At 32.8% G+C, this 15129-nt stretch carries 15 protein-coding genes, 1 tRNA gene and 1 pseudogene; 8 read left to right on the top strand and 9 right to left on the bottom strand.

The features are described from left to right. Window positions 1-28: 28 nt before the first annotated feature. From MK119_RS14180 to asnS, 5 genes are all read left to right on the top strand, one after another. A complete protein-coding gene (locus MK119_RS14180) occupies window positions 29-2446 on the top strand; it encodes an efflux RND transporter permease subunit (protein ID WP_290679990.1) in 2418 nt (805 codons plus the stop codon). A gap of 61 nt (window positions 2447-2507) precedes the next feature. Further along, window positions 2508-2885: a hypothetical protein gene (locus MK119_RS14175; RefSeq protein WP_290679988.1), complete on the top strand. Its 378-nt coding sequence runs from the start codon at window positions 2508-2510 to the stop codon at window positions 2883-2885. 156 nt (window positions 2886-3041) lie between these two features. Continuing rightward, window positions 3042-3731, top strand: coding sequence for a hypothetical protein (locus tag MK119_RS14170; RefSeq protein WP_290679986.1), 690 nt, complete (start codon window positions 3042-3044; stop codon window positions 3729-3731). A 141-nt stretch (window positions 3732-3872) separates the two neighbouring features. Further along, window positions 3873-4127, top strand: coding sequence for a DUF1428 family protein (locus MK119_RS14165; RefSeq protein ID WP_290679984.1), 255 nt, complete (start codon window positions 3873-3875; stop codon window positions 4125-4127). 569 nt (window positions 4128-4696) lie between these two features. Further along, window positions 4697-6139 carry an asparagine--tRNA ligase gene (asnS, locus tag MK119_RS14160; RefSeq protein ID WP_290679982.1) on the top strand — a complete coding sequence of 481 codons (1443 nt, stop codon included), beginning with the start codon at window positions 4697-4699 and terminating at the stop codon, window positions 6137-6139. A gap of 154 nt (window positions 6140-6293) precedes the next feature. Here the strand turns inward: asnS and MK119_RS14155 are convergent, their stop codons facing one another. From MK119_RS14155 to MK119_RS14145, 3 genes are all read right to left on the bottom strand, one after another. After that, entirely contained in the window at window positions 6294-6428 is a 135-nt protein-coding gene (locus tag MK119_RS14155; RefSeq protein ID WP_290679980.1) for a hypothetical protein, read from the bottom strand. Window positions 6429-6496: 68 nt separating this feature from the next. Beyond that, entirely contained in the window at window positions 6497-6739 is a 243-nt protein-coding gene (locus tag MK119_RS14150) for a class I lanthipeptide (RefSeq protein WP_290679978.1), read from the bottom strand. A gap of 264 nt (window positions 6740-7003) precedes the next feature. Then, complete coding sequence (locus MK119_RS14145) at window positions 7004-8722, bottom strand: hypothetical protein (RefSeq protein WP_290679976.1); 1719 nt, start codon at window positions 8720-8722, stop codon at window positions 7004-7006. 314 nt (window positions 8723-9036) lie between these two features. Here MK119_RS14145 and MK119_RS14140 point away from each other — a divergent pair, with 314 nt between their 5' ends. The 3 genes and pseudogenes from MK119_RS14140 (at window position 9037) to MK119_RS14130 (ending at window position 11837) form a co-directional block, all read left to right on the top strand. After that, the gene (locus MK119_RS14140; protein ID WP_290679974.1) at window positions 9037-9717 is read left to right on the top strand and encodes a hypothetical protein; all 681 of its coding nucleotides are present in this window, start codon (window positions 9037-9039) and stop codon (window positions 9715-9717) included. A 57-nt stretch (window positions 9718-9774) separates the two neighbouring features. After that, window positions 9775-11231: pseudogene (rpoN, locus tag MK119_RS14135) on the top strand (RNA polymerase factor sigma-54). Further along, window positions 11232-11837: a phosphatase PAP2 family protein gene (locus tag MK119_RS14130; protein WP_290679972.1), complete on the top strand. Its 606-nt coding sequence runs from the start codon at window positions 11232-11234 to the stop codon at window positions 11835-11837. Here MK119_RS14130 and MK119_RS14125 read toward each other — a convergent pair. From MK119_RS14125 to MK119_RS14100, 6 genes are all read right to left on the bottom strand, one after another. Further along, window positions 11832-12527 carry a porin family protein gene (locus tag MK119_RS14125; protein ID WP_290679970.1) on the bottom strand — a complete coding sequence of 232 codons (696 nt, stop codon included), beginning with the start codon at window positions 12525-12527 and terminating at the stop codon, window positions 11832-11834. The genes MK119_RS14130 and MK119_RS14125 overlap by 6 nt on opposite strands. A 100-nt stretch (window positions 12528-12627) precedes the next feature. After that, the gene (locus MK119_RS14120; RefSeq protein ID WP_290679968.1) at window positions 12628-13116 is read right to left on the bottom strand and encodes a biopolymer transporter ExbD; all 489 of its coding nucleotides are present in this window, start codon (window positions 13114-13116) and stop codon (window positions 12628-12630) included. Window positions 13117-13128: 12 nt separating this feature from the next. Next, window positions 13129-13755: a biopolymer transporter ExbD gene (locus MK119_RS14115; RefSeq protein ID WP_290679966.1), complete on the bottom strand. Its 627-nt coding sequence runs from the start codon at window positions 13753-13755 to the stop codon at window positions 13129-13131. Window positions 13756-13757: 2 nt separating this feature from the next. Next, window positions 13758-14168 carry a hypothetical protein gene (locus MK119_RS14110; protein WP_290679964.1) on the bottom strand — a complete coding sequence of 137 codons (411 nt, stop codon included), beginning with the start codon at window positions 14166-14168 and terminating at the stop codon, window positions 13758-13760. 30 nt (window positions 14169-14198) lie between these two features. Next, window positions 14199-14924, bottom strand: coding sequence for a MotA/TolQ/ExbB proton channel family protein (locus tag MK119_RS14105; protein WP_290679962.1), 726 nt, complete (start codon window positions 14922-14924; stop codon window positions 14199-14201). A 77-nt stretch (window positions 14925-15001) separates the two neighbouring features. Further along, window positions 15002-15089: transfer RNA gene (locus tag MK119_RS14100), tRNA-Ser, on the bottom strand. Window positions 15090-15129: the final 40 nt, after the last annotated feature.

The raw sequence follows: 15129 nt of genomic DNA, 5'->3' as shown, positions 1-15129 counted from the left end.
TAAATTTGCACGAGCTAAAAGTGAGACAATGATTAAATGGATAAATACCCGTTTCTGGGCAAGTGTTGCGCGTTTGATTCTTAGAAATAGAATCATCATTTTAACACTTGTAGTTGGAATGACTGTATTTCTTGGTTACCAATGGAAAAACATGCGTTTCTCGTATACAGAAGCAAATTTATTACCTGACAATCATCCTGTAAATATAGAATACAACAAATTCCTTGATATTTTTGGGGAAGAAGGAAACTTAATTATTCTCGCTGTAAAAGACAGCTCGCTTTTTACTCCAGAAAAATTTAATGCATGGAATCGTCTTAGCAAACGATTTAACGCAAAGCCAGAAGTAAGTGCGGTAATCTCTACCGAAAATTTAAAAAAGCTTATAAAAGACGAAGAAAATCAGCGTTTTGCACTTGATGAACTAGTCAAAGGAAAAATTGCAACACAAGAAGAAGCAGAAGCCATTCGTGATGAACTTTTCAACAATTTACCATTTTACAAAAGCTTACTTTTTAATGATGAAGGAACCATTAGAACGGCTGTATATCTCGATAAAGAAATTGTAAATACTGCAGTTCGTAAAGACTTTATTTACGCAGAAGTATTGCCAATGATTGAAGAGTTTGAAAATGAAACTGGATTAGATCTCCGCGTTTCAGGAATGCCATACATTCGTACATTAAACTCACAAAACATTGTCGATGAAATCGGATTGTTCATTGGTGCGGCTTTGCTCATCACAAGTTTAATTTTCTTTTTCTTCTTCCGATCATTCCGTGCGACTTTCATCTCCATGATTGTGGTAATGATTGGTGTAATGTGGTCTTTTGGTTTTATTGGTTTATTAAACTATGAAATTACCGTTTTAACAGCATTGATTCCGCCTTTAATTATTGTCATCGGAATTCCAAACTGTATTTTCTTCATCAATAAATACCAGCAAGAAATAAAAAAACATGGAAATCAAGCCAAATCGTTAATACGCGTAATTTCAAAAATTGGAAACGCAACTTTGATGACCAATATAACAACCGCAGCTGGTTTTGCAACGTTTATCATCACAGAAAGTAAACTATTGAAGGAATTTGGTATTGTGGCCTCTATCAATATCATCGCCATTTTTATACTTTCTTTATTGATCATTCCGATCATTTATAGTTTCATGGCATTGCCAAAACAGAAACACTTAAATCACTTAAGCAAGCGTTGGATCAATACGATTGTTTCTTGGATGGAGAAAATGGTACGACACCATCGATTTTCTGTATATGCCGTTTCTGTAGGATTACTTGCCTTGAGCATTATTGGAATTTATCAAATTCGAATTTCAGGAAGTTTGATTGAAGATATGCCACAACGCGCTGATTTCTTTAAAGACATTCGCTTCTTTGAAAAAGAGTTTGACGGTATTATGCCATTGGAAATTTTGGTTGATACCAAACGTAAAAATGGGGTTACTAAACTGTCTACGCTAAAACGTATGAACAAGTTTGAAGAACTGATCATTGAAACTCCAGAGTTGTCACAACCAATGTCTGTAGTAAGTTTAGCAAAATATTCGCGTCAAGCATATTTTGGTGGATTGGCTAAAAACTACACCTTACCTACTTCCAACGAGAACAATTGGATTATGGCGTATGCTGGAAAGTCAAAATCTGAAACCAATTTACTAGCAAGTTTTGTCGATTCTACTGGAAGATATGCACGTATTACAACGTTTATGAAAGATATCGGAACCGATAAAATGGAACGTATCGAAGAAAATTTACAAAACAAAATAAAGAATACTTTCAAAGATAAATTTGATGTAACAATGACAGGAAAAGCGCTTGTTTTCCTGAAAGGAACCAAATATTTAGTCAACAATCTAATCATGTCTTTATCACTAGCGATTTTCTTGATTTCATTGTTTATGGCGTATTTATTTCGTTCATTCCGTATGATTTTGATTTCATTAGTACCTAACTTATTACCGTTACTAATTACAGCAGGAATGATGGGCTTTTTAGGCGTTCCTATCAAACCTTCTACCATTTTGGTATTTAGTATTGCTTTTGGTATTTCTGTAGATGATACCATTCATTTCTTAGCAAAATACAGACAGGAATTACAAAGCAATCACTGGAAAATTCGTAAATCCGTATATGCAGCATTACGCGAAACTGGAGTAAGTATGTTTTACACGTCTATTGTATTATTCTTTGGATTCTCGGTATTTATGATTTCTAGTTTTGGAGGAACTGTCGCTCTTGGCGGATTGGTCTCTGCAACGCTACTTTTTGCCATGTTGGCCAATTTACTATTATTGCCTTCTTTATTACTTTCGTTAGAAAGAAGCATTGCTAACAAACGCGTTATCAAAAATTCAAGCTTTCGAATTCTTCCTGAAAAACCAAATAGGAAACTATCGGACTTAGCTCGAAGAAAAGACAAAAAAGAGTAAACCTATTCATAATATTTACGATATTAGCAATAGCGAAACATGCAAAATATGTCGTTTTAGCATGAAACAAGTCATAACAATACTAACATTATTTATATCGTTAATTTCTTTTTCACAAGAGAAAAAATGCTCTGATTTCAAAATTGGAAAATTCACATATTCTGATCCAGATTATGCAGATTTAGTAACTGAAAGAAACGATTCTCTTCAAACAGATCATTACCCCAAAATGGGTTGGAAACTAACTAGCAAAGTAAAATGGTTGACAGCTTGTACATATGAAATAGAATATATTGAGGTTAATGTTCCAAAAATGGAATCTATCATCGGAACTAAATATATTATTGAGATTATAGATATCAACAAAAATAAAATTCTTTGCAGAACGGAATCTAACGGAATTGTTGTCGAAAAAGAGATGATTAAATCAATAGAGTAAGATTTAAAACCGATTCCGTTTAGCTTTCAAACTCCCAAACCTTTAAAGGAATTTTACATTTAGAATTCTTCAAATGATGTTGCCATTTCAATACTAAAATTGTAATTTATTACTCCTTAAATTCTTGTCGTATTATTACGTAACAAAATCAAAACTATGGGAATATTTGACTTTTTAAACTTTAAGCCTTCCGATGAAAAATTAGCGAAAAAATTAGTAGAGTTTGTCTACGACAGTGTTGAGACAGAAAAAGGAGTTCGCGTTGAAGATGCAATCTGCGTCATCGCAACTATTGTTGCCGAAAGATGTATTGAAGTCACGAATGAATTTTCAATAAATAGCCACGAATTTGAACCAGGCACTGCAGTTTTCTCCGAAAAAATGAACGATACACTTGTTGGACCAATTGCTACTGAAAATTGGAATCAATTACCTAAAACAGCTGTTTTTGCACGAATTAAAACTAGAATTAATGCACACTTCAGTAAAACTTCTTATCCTTCTTTGACTGGAATTTTTGAAAGCTATATAAATAATATTGACGAAACTGAATGGGGAAATCTGAATTTATCTATTCCTGAAGATCATAAACCTTTTCTTTTACCATTACGAGTTGGTTATGAAACAAGAAAATTTGTTGACAAATACATCCACTTTGAAAGCAATGAAAAAACATTGCAAATAGCGATTATAGCTCTTGGTAAAATACTCATTGAAACTAAAAAGGCATTAGATCCTGCTGTAGCATTGACAATGACATTTGAACTCATCAATGGAATGTCTAAAACAGCAACAATGACCGATGAAAAAATGACTAAATTACAATCTGAAATGAATAACCAGTAATTACTTACGTAATACTAGAAGCTGGCTTGTAAAAATTATATAGACGGATTTATGCTCCCTATTCCTAAAATATAATTGTATGAAAAGAAAAAGGTAGCTGTAATTTGGAAATAACATGGCGTAATTACCTAATTTGAATTCGTGGACGAAAAATTATCATTAGAAGACACAAAATCTTTTATTGAAAACGTAGATATAAAAGATGATGAAGAAATCATATTTGGTTGGGTTTTATTTCCTTCAAAAGAAATTAGAGATATAGCTAACAAAAAAGTTCCTAAAGATCCAAGAATGGCAACATTGGTTGCGCCTTTAGTAAATCCTAACAGGTTGATTTTTGATGCCAGTAGAATGGTTTATGGCGGATTTCGCTCACTTGTACATTCAAAACAATAAGCTACAAAAGAGTATTTTCTAACTTGATTAGCCTTCTGAAAGCCATATTTGATTGAAATTTACGACAAAATCACTTTAAATTAGATGAACCACCTCTCCATATGTAGATAATTACTTACTTTTGTGAGATAGTCACAAAAAATAAAGCCTGAAGCTGTTGTTACAGCATTCAGACTCTATTCGGTTCCCCCAAACCTACCTTAATTTTCTTAATCATTGAAGACAAATTAAGATTACAATTGATTAATAGCCATGACAAATATATGTCAAGATTGAGCGTTTGGACAAGGGGAAAAATCCCCTTTTTACTGGGTAATACCCTTTTATTTTAAGGTATTTTTACGCTTTACTGAATTCTCCTATAAGAAAAACATACTCTTCGTACAAAATATACCATCTTTTAAAAGCAATTTTACTCTATGTCTTTATCATCTGTTCATTTTTATTTTTAGTACTTCTCTCAATTTGAATTTACTAGTAATCATATCAGTTAGCCGTAAAAAATTGTTGTAGCTCGTTTCGTAAGTTTTCACTAATGAATTATATTTGTCGCCTAAAATATTTAAAAGATGAAATCATACACAGTCGCAGAGTTACTAAACTCAGAAACATTGCTACAGGAAGTTACTGTAAAAGGTTGGGTACGAACGTTTAGAGCAAACCGTTTTATTGCTTTAAATGATGGATCAACTATAAATAATATTCAATGTGTTGTTGATTTTGAAAATACCAATGAAGATATTTTAAAACGTATCGGAACTGGTGCTTCTGTTGCCATTAAAGGAGAATTGATAGAAAGTCAAGGAAAAGGGCAAAAAGTAGAAGTACAAGTAACAGAGATTACAATTTTAGGTGATGCTGATCCAGAAGAAGTTTCAAAAACGATCATGCAACCTAAAAGACATAGTTTGGAATTTTTACGTGAACAAGCACATTTACGCACACGTACCAATACATTTAGCGCTGTGATGCGCTTGCGTTCGTCATTATCGTTTGCTATACACAAATATTTCAACGAAAATGGATTTTATTATATGCATACACCAATTATTACTGGAAGTGATGCAGAAGGTGCAGGAGAAACATTTAGAGTTACAACATTAGACCCTAAGAATCCACCATTAGATGAAGATGGAAATGTAGATTATTCGCAGGATTTCTTTGGAAAGGAAGCAAATTTGACTGTTTCTGGACAGTTAGAAGCAGAATCGTATGCGATGTCTTTAGGTAAAGTCTATACATTTGGACCAACATTCAGAGCTGAAAACTCAAATACATCACGTCACTTGTCTGAGTTCTGGATGATTGAACCAGAGGTTGCTTTTATGGATTTGGCAGGAAATATGGACTTAGCAGAAGATTTTATGAAGTCTGTACTAAGTTATGTATTAGAACACAATCCAGATGATTTAAAATTCTTGGAAGAACGTTTAGTCAAAGAAGATAAGTCAAAGCCACAAGCAGAACGTAATGAAATGACCTTGACAGAGAAATTGCGTTTTGTAATTGATAACAACTTTAAACGTGTAAGTTATACGGAAGCGATTGAGATATTACGTAACTCGAAACCTAACAAAAAGAAGAAGTTTAAATACTTAATCAATGAATGGGGCGCAGATTTACAAAGTGAACACGAGCGTTTCTTGGTAGAAAAACACTTTAAGTGTCCAGTAATCTTATTTGATTATCCAGCAAACATCAAAGCATTTTACATGCGTTTAAACGAAGATGAAAAAACAGTTCGTGCTATGGACATTTTGTTCCCAGGAATTGGAGAAATTGTCGGCGGATCGCAACGTGAAGAACGTTTGGATGTTTTAAAAGAAAAAATGGCAGCTTTGGATATTCCTGAGGAAGAATTATGGTGGTATTTAGAGCTACGTAAATACGGAACAGCTGTACACTCTGGTTTCGGACTTGGTTTTGAGCGTTTGGTAATGTTTGTTACAGGAATGAGCAATATTAGAGACGTAATTCCTTACCCAAGAACACCACAAAACGCAGCGTTTTAAAAATAAAAATTTAATGGAAACTAAAAACCGTCAAGTGTAGCTTGACGGTTTTTTTATTGCCTAAACAAAGTGTCGTTTTGACAATTGTTCCTGGACATAGTATTATATTATATGTCGGGCATTCTATACAGGTAATTTCACAAACTGTTTTTCTTTAAGTTACCGTATTTGTAGCGGTTGTTGTTGTACAAATGATAGCTAATCGCGTTTCTAACAATGTGATAATTGTTCCAATAGTTCCTCCTTGAATCGCGTTTGCGTTCACATCAGCAATTGCATTTTTATGCAAGGATAATTTCTTACTTTGAATCTTTCTTTTTTCATAAAATATAATTTAAAAGTTTACAATGCTGCCTTTTAACAAAATGGACAGTACGATTTACATGAATTGAGAATAGTTCTACAAAGTTCCTTTTCAGGATCAATAGTAATTAATGGAGGTGTAGGATCTTGTGTTGTTGTGCAGTTTAAAATAACACTCATTCCTCCTGGACAACCTAATGATCTTGGCACTCCTCCGGAAACTTGGTTTTGATGCAAGCTAGACACTGTTTTCTTATGCAATGTCAAGCGTTTTAGATTTACTTTTTGTTTTTTCATACTAAAATGATTTTAACGGTTACTAATTTTTGAAGATTAAAAAAACCGCTTTCTAAAACACCTAAAACTAAATTCCCAAATCTAACCTGTGTTTGTGAATATGCCATAAGAAACGACATTGAACACTTTGAAAGCGATTTTTCAATTACTCACTTCAAAATTAGAATCGTGCTCGTTTTTAAACGAAAAAACAACAAGACATAAACGTGACAAATACACTATAAAACCTACTCAATATCTATACTGAGACAAAAACAGGACATACTATAAGTCGTGAATAAATTTTTGTAATTCTTCTTCGGAAGTAAAATTCATTTTTTTGCGAAGTCTGTATTTACTTTTACGAACACTATCAGGCGATATGACTAAAATTTCGGCAATTTCTTTAGTGTTAAAGTTTAACCGAACAAGCGCTGCTAGCTTTAAATCGCCTTGTGAATAATTAATGGACCGTATTTTAAAGTTTTTAAAAAAGTTAGGATATACATTTTGAAATATAGATTTAAAACCTGTCCAATCGTTTTCGGTTAAAATTTTAAAATCACGTAATTCATTCAATATTCTTTTTACTTCTTTGAGATTTTTTACACTTGTATTTGAATCATCGGAAAGCATTTTCATATACACTTTTAACTCCTCTTCTTTTGCTATGACTTTTTCTTTTTCTTCTTTCAACTGTTGTTGAATTTTATACTTTACTTTTTCCTTTTTAGCGATTTGCTGTAAAAAAACAATCTTTTTTCTTCGGTAAAAAAGAAATCCAAACCCAATAGACATTATCAATGCCATTGTTATTAAAAGTGTGTTCAATTCTGCCATTTCTGCTTTTGACTCTATGGCTTGCATCTTTTCTTCAAATTCACGTTTCGCAATCTTAAGTTCTTCTTTTAAATATGCAGACTTCCCTTCTTCTTTTTCTACTCGTGACTTCGCGTCATTGTATTTTTTTACATAATAATATGCTAAATCACTATCTCCCATATTTTCATATATATTTTCTAATTGTTTGGTCGTTGCTGCTAGTTTTCCGGGAAGATCTCTTACCACAGCAATATCGTATGCTTTTAATCCGTTTTTCAAAGCCTCCTTAAAATTTCCTTGGTCGTTATACAGTTTAGACAATAGCAAATAAAGACTCATATCAATGTTTCTAACTTTTGCTTTTTTTGCATCTTTTATACTCTCTAAAATCAGTTTTAGCGACTTTCTTTTATCTCCTATTTCATAATACACTTCTGCGATATTTCGTTTGATTATAATTCCATACCTATCACGTTTTGTTTTATTATGGTTATTTTTATTGATACGTTCTGCATCTTTTAAAAATTTTAATGCTTCATAATAATTACCCATCTTTTTTTGAATCCAACCAATTTGCCGATACACAGAAACTCTATCTACACCTTTTTCATTTTTAGTAAGCGTGATACTTTTTTCAGCAAAATCTAATACTTCAGCATACAATGAAAATTTCGCATACAATCGTGCCATACGGATATAGGTTGTTGCCAACACTCCTGCATCTAAAAATGTGCCTTCACTAAAGTTAATTTTTAATGCCTTACGAAATGCTTCATACGCCTTTCCCAACTGACCATCTATAAAAAAGAAATATCCGGTTTTGTTATATACTTTAGCTTTGAGCACATCATCTTGTATCTTTGGGAGCAGTTTTTGCATTTTCTTTAAGTATACACGTGCAGAATCCAGTTTAAAGTCTTCTCTAAAAAAATACATACCTGCACGACTATATACTCTAAAAAGTTCGTCAGGATTCCCTAAAGCTTTCTTCTCAGCTTTCTGCATATAATAAATGGTAGAATCGCGTTTATTTTCGTAAGCAAACTTTCGGGTTTTTTGTAAATATTCTACAACTAAAAAATCTCTTTTTTGAGCGTGCATATTTCCTAAAGAAAACAAATAACAGCTTGTAAAAAGTATAAGTTTAACAACAATATGTTTTGAAAGATAATCTCTTTTCATTTTTTGCACAGTATTCATATCAGCTCACTTTAACGGTTTTAATTTTTAAAGATTTATATTTTTAAAGTTTCTTAAAAGGGTGTTATTCCCCAAAAATGATCTTTTCCTACTTTTTCTAAAGACAGGAATTCCCCTCCTATTATTTTAGTTCACACCTGTCATTACCATTGAAGTTTGTTATATTTGTGTAATGCTAAAACCATTTTTTGACAAAAAGTTTCCTTCTAAGCCTAATAATGGTATTATTTTTGGTAGGCTGTACTTCAAAAAGTACTGATAAGGTCAGTTCGACTTTAAAATTTGAAAAAGGATTCATGCAAACTTTGGTTTTTGGAACCAATACAAAAGCCAACAAAATGGGATTCTTTGAAGATAAGAATGAAGTACAATTTCGATTGGATGAGATCAAAAGTGATAGCAGTTTTGTGTTTACAGGAAAAGTGAAACGTATGCAATACAAAGCTGACTTATTTGGAGAGAAAGAAAATGTAGACACCGAAGTTGTAAAAGCATTAAACAATACCAAAAAAATGAGCGATACCGAATTGGAAATGTATAATGACATAAAGCAATACTTAGATCAGGAATTTACTTTTACTTTAGATAAGTATGGAAATTTGATTAAAAGTGCAACGTTTAAGGATGCATCTTTATTTATTGATACAGCAATTGTAGAACAATACACAACTGTACCTACAATGAGTTTTCCTAAAGAAGATTTGGCAGTAGGAGTTACATGGAGTTATGACACAACGAATCCATTGATAGCATCGCAAAAAATAAAATTTACGTATACCGTAAACGATATTACGAAAGATAAAATTTTTATAGATGTAACCATGGATATTGATGGTTTTGGAGGAATGCTAAAGAAGAATAAAGCAGAAGGAACGTATGAAATTGACCGCATAACTAAACGATTTATCAAAGGAAAACGGACTATGAATATGCAAACTGGTGGCGGAAAAGCCATCTACTCAATATACGAGCAGTGATATATTGCTAAGAAAATAATCAATCAACGACAACCACGTGTTTTTACACAAAAAACTATGCTTAAACAACAATTAAACTTTAGATTATCTCAAAAATTATCTCCACAACAAATTCAGTTGATGAAATTGATTCAATTGCCTACACAAGCTTTTGAACAACGACTGAAACAAGAACTGGAAGAAAATCCTGCATTAGATAGCGGAAAAGAGCAAGTAGATGAGTTTGATTCCGATTTGTCAAATGATTATGATGACGATTACGGAAATGAAACTATTTCTGCTGAAGATATCAATGTAGATGAATATTTGAGCGATGACGAAATTCCTAATTACCGTTTACAAGCTAATAATTATAGTGTCGATGATGAAGAAAAGAGCGTTCCGTATGCCTCTGGAACATCTTTTAATCAGCATTTAAAAAATCAATTAAATACCTTCAGGCTTTCCGATGAAGATCGTGAAGTCGCTGAGTTTTTGATTGGAAGTGTTGACGAAAGTGGTTATATCCGAAGACCTTTGGAAGATATTGTGGATGATTTAGCATTTACACAAAACATCTTTACGACAGATGAAAACATTGAGAAGATTTTACATATTGTTCATGAGTTAGATCCTGCTGGAGTTGGTGCGCGAAATTTGCAAGAATGCTTGTTAATTCAATTACGCAGAAAAGAACCAACAGCTTCTATTGAAATGGCAATTGCTATTTTAGAAAAATCATTTGAGCATTTTACCAAGAAACATTACAAAAAGCTTTTACAGAAGTTTGATATTACCGAAGTAGAATTGCGCGATGCCATTTTAGAAATTGAACGTTTAAATCCAAAACCTGGTGGTTCTTATGCTGGAATACAAAAATTATTGAACACATTGTTCCTGATTTTACCATTCGTATCGTTGAAGGCGTATTAGAATTGACGCTTAACGGACGAAATGCTCCAGAACTACATGTATCTAAAGAATACAACGATATGTTGAAAGGCTATAAGGATACACGTCAAAAGACAAAATCGCAAAAAGATGCTGTGATGTTCATTAAACAGAAGTTAGATGCCGCAAAATGGTTTATAGACGCCATTAAACAACGTCAGCAGACACTTTTGGTAACAATGAATGCCATTTTACATTATCAAGAAGAATATTTCCTTACAGGCGATGAGCGCAAGTTAAAACCAATGATTTTAAAGGATATTGCCGATATGATCAATATGGATGTTTCTACCGTATCACGTGTAGCAAATAGCAAATATGTAGATACGCCGTATGGAACTAAATTAATTAAGGAATTTTTCTCTGAATCGATGAAAAATGAACAAGGAGAAGATGTTTCTACTCGGGAAATTAAAAAGATTTTAGAAACAGTTATCGAAGAGGAAAACAAGAAGAAACCATTGACCGATGAAAAGTTAGCAACTATTCTCAAAGAAAAAGGGTATCCGATTGCGCGTAGAACTGTAGCTAAATATAGAGAACAGTTAGATATTCCTGTGGCACGATTACGAAAGAAAATATAGATGCGTACTTTTCTCAAGGTAATATCCTACATATTTCACCCCATTTTCATCCCTGTGATGGCAACAGTTGGCTTTTTCTTAGTCACACCGCGCTTGTATGATTTTAATTTTAAAATTGATGTTTCTGTTACCGTTTCTATTTTCACCATCTTTATCCCAATCTTAACATTTATTCTGTTACGACGTTTTCGACTGATTGATTCTATTTTTGTGAAAGATGTAAAACAACGGAGAATTCCACTGTATTTATATGTGTTACTCTTGTTTTTAATGATTACAAAAGTAATTTCAAAATCTTTATTTGCTGAGTTGCACGATTTCTTTCTAGCAACTTTAATTTCCTCTATTGCTTGTTTAATTCTTGTATTGTTTCGCGTAAAAGCGAGCATGCATATAATGGGAATGGCTGGTTTGGTACTGTTTTTTATTGTACTGAGTATTACGTATCAACTCAATATCACCTTTGCCTTAAGCATACTTATTTTTATGATTGGACTTGTAGGCACTTCACGATTGTATTTAAAAGCGCATACATTTATAGAATTAATTATTGGTTTCTTTATTGGAGCTATTCCGCAAGTATTAGTGATGTATGATTGGTTATAAAATATAAAATATCAAACCTACTTTGATGGTATTCATCTCAAACTGCTCGCCGTCTACAGTCATAGTACCATCTTTAAAGAGTTTGTTTAATCCATAATACAAATGAAAATTCCACGTATTATATCCTGCACTTAGCGTAAGTCCGTATTGAAAACGGTTTATATCTTTGTTTTGAAACTTAATCTTTTCACTATTGCTAATGAACTTTGAAACTCCTGAGAAGATATAGCCAAATTTCAATCCTCCATAAATACGCCAAAACTTATAATCGGTAGCTGTAGAGGTACGCCAACGAAATTCAATTGGCAACTCAACTTCATGTGTTCGGTATTTGTTGCGCTTAAAGCTTTCACTACTTTCTATTTCCTGATATGTAATTCCATTAGCAGTTTCTAATGCTTTTAGGTTGTGAAAATAAGAATTGTATGAATATCCTAAACCTACTCCAATTGCCTTATTTCTTTTCTTATTAATAGGAAAATCACGAATAACACCTATATGTATTCCGTTAGAGAGATTGTTCTGAGAAATACCACTGGGACGATTTTGAAGAATATTATAGGTAAATCCAATGTAAAATTGATCTTCTCGATACTTATCATCTGGAATTGTATCTTGAATTGCTTCTTCTTGGGCAAACCCAAATTGCATCCCTAGCAACACTAAAATTCCAATAACAATATGCTTCATTCGATTCTATTTTAACAAGATAATAGTATTAATTAGATAGCAAGATAATACAAAAAAAGCACTCTATACAGAGTGCTTTTTTTTATAAATTTAAGATCTTCTATTTTTCAAAATTCTTACTAGAATTACCATTTCTGGTAGTATAGTTAATTTTTAGCGCATTAATCTCGCGAAGATTCTGCTTAATATCAGCTACAAGTCCCATGTTTGTTTCACCATCTACTTTTAAAGCAGTAATAGCAACATTTCTAAATTCTGGTCCTAAGTCAGTATTTAACGTATTGAACCAATAATCTTTGATTTCAGAAACATCCGCAAATTTATCATTCAACTGAATTTTTGGTTGCGATCCAACATCCTTCTGATAATTTTTACTTGGTGTCCCTGCATAAATATATATAACTGGATCTGTTTTATCTAGCTTTTGTATTTGATCTGCATAAGGAAACTTCTGAGCTACTTTGTAATCATCCTTTTTAAACGTAGTTACCGTCATGAAGAAGAATAATAACATAAATACAATATCAGGCAAAGCTGCTGTAGATACTGGTGGCAGTTCACCACTTTTTTTCTTTTTAAATTTAGACATAATCGCTACGTTTTAATTACTAGTTTCTGCTTCAGATATCTTTAAAGGATACATGTCCTTTATTGTCTTCATTTTATCCTTTAGATCCTCGATAAGGTTTTCATCTGTTGTTTGCGGGTGCGATAATATAGAATCCATTTTAGTAAATGAACGATCCTTACCGAACAATTTTACAGCTTCTCTATCTCTAAGGAAATTATATGCTCCTACAAGCTCATTTTGAACAGAAATGAATGTTGCATATTCTGTTTCTCTGTCATTACGCACAGATATAATTGCTTTGTTAGGATGATCCGATGATTCAGGATTTTTCTTTCCTTGGCAATATGTGCATGGCTCTCCTTTTTCGTTAGTTCCTCCACCGTTATCTAAGAAATCGATTGCTGCTTGGCGCAAATCTTTCAAATCCATAACTTCTTCTTCAACCAAAAGATCATTGTTTTTATTTACTAATACTGTAAATAAGTTCTTTTGCTTGATAATTGGTGGCGTTACTCCTTCAGGCGGAATTGGCGGTAACTTTCTAGTAATACCTTCATCCTGCTCAAAAGTAGTGGTTACTAAGAAAAAGATAAGAAGTAAGAATGCGATATCAGCCATTGAACCTGCATTCACTTCTGGTATGTTTCTTCTTCCCATAATTATTTGTTAAGTGTTTTTTTGATTCCAAATCCAACCATTGCCAAAATAGCAACTGCTGCTAAGAAATAGAACATGTAAATACCTGTTCCTACTAATTTTGATCTAGTTGCATCAATTGTTATATCACCTACTTCTGTCATAGCGTCATTAGCTGCAACGTATGATAATATTGCGATGATTGCAAAGACTGCCAATGAGATTAACGATTTCTTCAATGCTTGTGGATTGGTAGCCAAATTTTTAATCCCAAAGAACAATGCGACAGCAGCTGTTATAGGAACTAATACTTCTCCCGCAACAATCATTCCATTTCCTGTAGATTTACCAGAAAGGATCGTGATATATAGGATAACTCCTACAAGTGCAATCACAGCGATTAAAACTGTTAATATTATTTTTAATTGTTTCATAATATATTGTATTGTAAAAAGTTGATAGTATTATTTCTTGTAACGAACCAATAAATCTATTAAAGAAATAGATGAATCTTCCATATCGTTTACAATACTATCAATCTTAGCAATAATATAGTTGTAGAAAATTTGAAGTATAATACCTACAATAAGACCGAATACTGTTGTTAATAATGCTACCTGAATAGAACCTGCAATTAACGATGCATCCATTGTTCCTGCTGCTTGGATATCAGAGAAGGCTTGAATCATACCAATTACCGTTCCCATGAATCCTAACATCGGTGCAATTGCGATGAATAAAGAAATCCAAGATACGTTTTTTTCTAATTGTCCCATTTGTACACCTCCGTAAGCTACAACTGCTTTTTCAGCATTGTCAACTGTTTCGTCCATACGGTCTAATCCTTGGTAGAAAATAGACGCAACAGGTCCTTTTGTATTTCTAGCAACTTCTTTAGCAGCTTCTACACCACCACTTGCTAATGCATTCTCAACATTTGCTAATAACTTTTTATTATTAGTTGTTGCCATATTTAAGTAGATGATTCTTTCGATACATATTGCCAATCCTAAGATCAAACACAACAGTACAATTCCCATGAACTCTGGTCCACCTTTGATGAAGTATTCTTTTAATATTTGGTGAATACCTTGATCAGCGTCTGCTGCTGCATCATTTTGAGCTGATGCTACACCTACATTTAAAATCGTTAACATGGCTACAGCCATAATAGAAAATCCTTTTTTCATTTCTCTTGAACTTAAATTTTGTTAGTTAATCGGGTTAAAGATATAAAAATTTTGTAATAATGTACGATATTTTTATGCAGAGAGGAAGGGATTCGAACCCTCGATACGGTTGTGCCGCATACACACTTTCCAGGCGTGCGCCTTCGACCACTCGGCGACCTCTCTTTATCGTCGAGCAAATAACAAAAAATATTTTAGTTTTTGA

Origin of the sequence: Kordia sp. (assembly GCF_022447245.1) — a bacterium.
Classification (GTDB): Bacteria; Bacteroidota; Bacteroidia; order Flavobacteriales; family Flavobacteriaceae; genus Kordia.
This window is presented reverse-complemented; position numbering and strand designations above follow the sequence as displayed.

Bases quoted from the DNA above. Each gene is read 5' to 3' on its own strand.
- MK119_RS14180 (WP_290679990.1), top strand. From the start codon at position 29: ATGATTAAATGGATAAATACCCGTTTCTGGGCAAGTGTTGCGCGTTTG.
- MK119_RS14175 (WP_290679988.1), top strand. From the start codon at position 2,508: ATGAAACAAGTCATAACAATACTAACATTATTTATATCGTTAATTTCT.
- MK119_RS14170 (WP_290679986.1), top strand. From the start codon at position 3,042: ATGGGAATATTTGACTTTTTAAACTTTAAGCCTTCCGATGAAAAATTA.
- asnS (WP_290679982.1), top strand. From the start codon at position 4,697: ATGAAATCATACACAGTCGCAGAGTTACTAAACTCAGAAACATTGCTA.
- MK119_RS14150 (WP_290679978.1), bottom strand. From the start codon at position 6,739: ATGAAAAAACAAAAAGTAAATCTAAAACGCTTGACATTGCATAAGAAA.
- MK119_RS14145 (WP_290679976.1), bottom strand. From the start codon at position 8,722: ATGAAAAGAGATTATCTTTCAAAACATATTGTTGTTAAACTTATACTT.
- MK119_RS14140 (WP_290679974.1), top strand. From the start codon at position 9,037: ATGCAAACTTTGGTTTTTGGAACCAATACAAAAGCCAACAAAATGGGA.
- MK119_RS14130 (WP_290679972.1), top strand. From the start codon at position 11,232: ATGCGTACTTTTCTCAAGGTAATATCCTACATATTTCACCCCATTTTC.
- MK119_RS14125 (WP_290679970.1), bottom strand. From the start codon at position 12,527: ATGAAGCATATTGTTATTGGAATTTTAGTGTTGCTAGGGATGCAATTT.
- MK119_RS14120 (WP_290679968.1), bottom strand. From the start codon at position 13,116: ATGTCTAAATTTAAAAAGAAAAAAAGTGGTGAACTGCCACCAGTATCT.
- MK119_RS14115 (WP_290679966.1), bottom strand. From the start codon at position 13,755: ATGGGAAGAAGAAACATACCAGAAGTGAATGCAGGTTCAATGGCTGAT.
- MK119_RS14110 (WP_290679964.1), bottom strand. From the start codon at position 14,168: ATGAAACAATTAAAAATAATATTAACAGTTTTAATCGCTGTGATTGCA.
- MK119_RS14105 (WP_290679962.1), bottom strand. From the start codon at position 14,924: ATGAAAAAAGGATTTTCTATTATGGCTGTAGCCATGTTAACGATTTTA.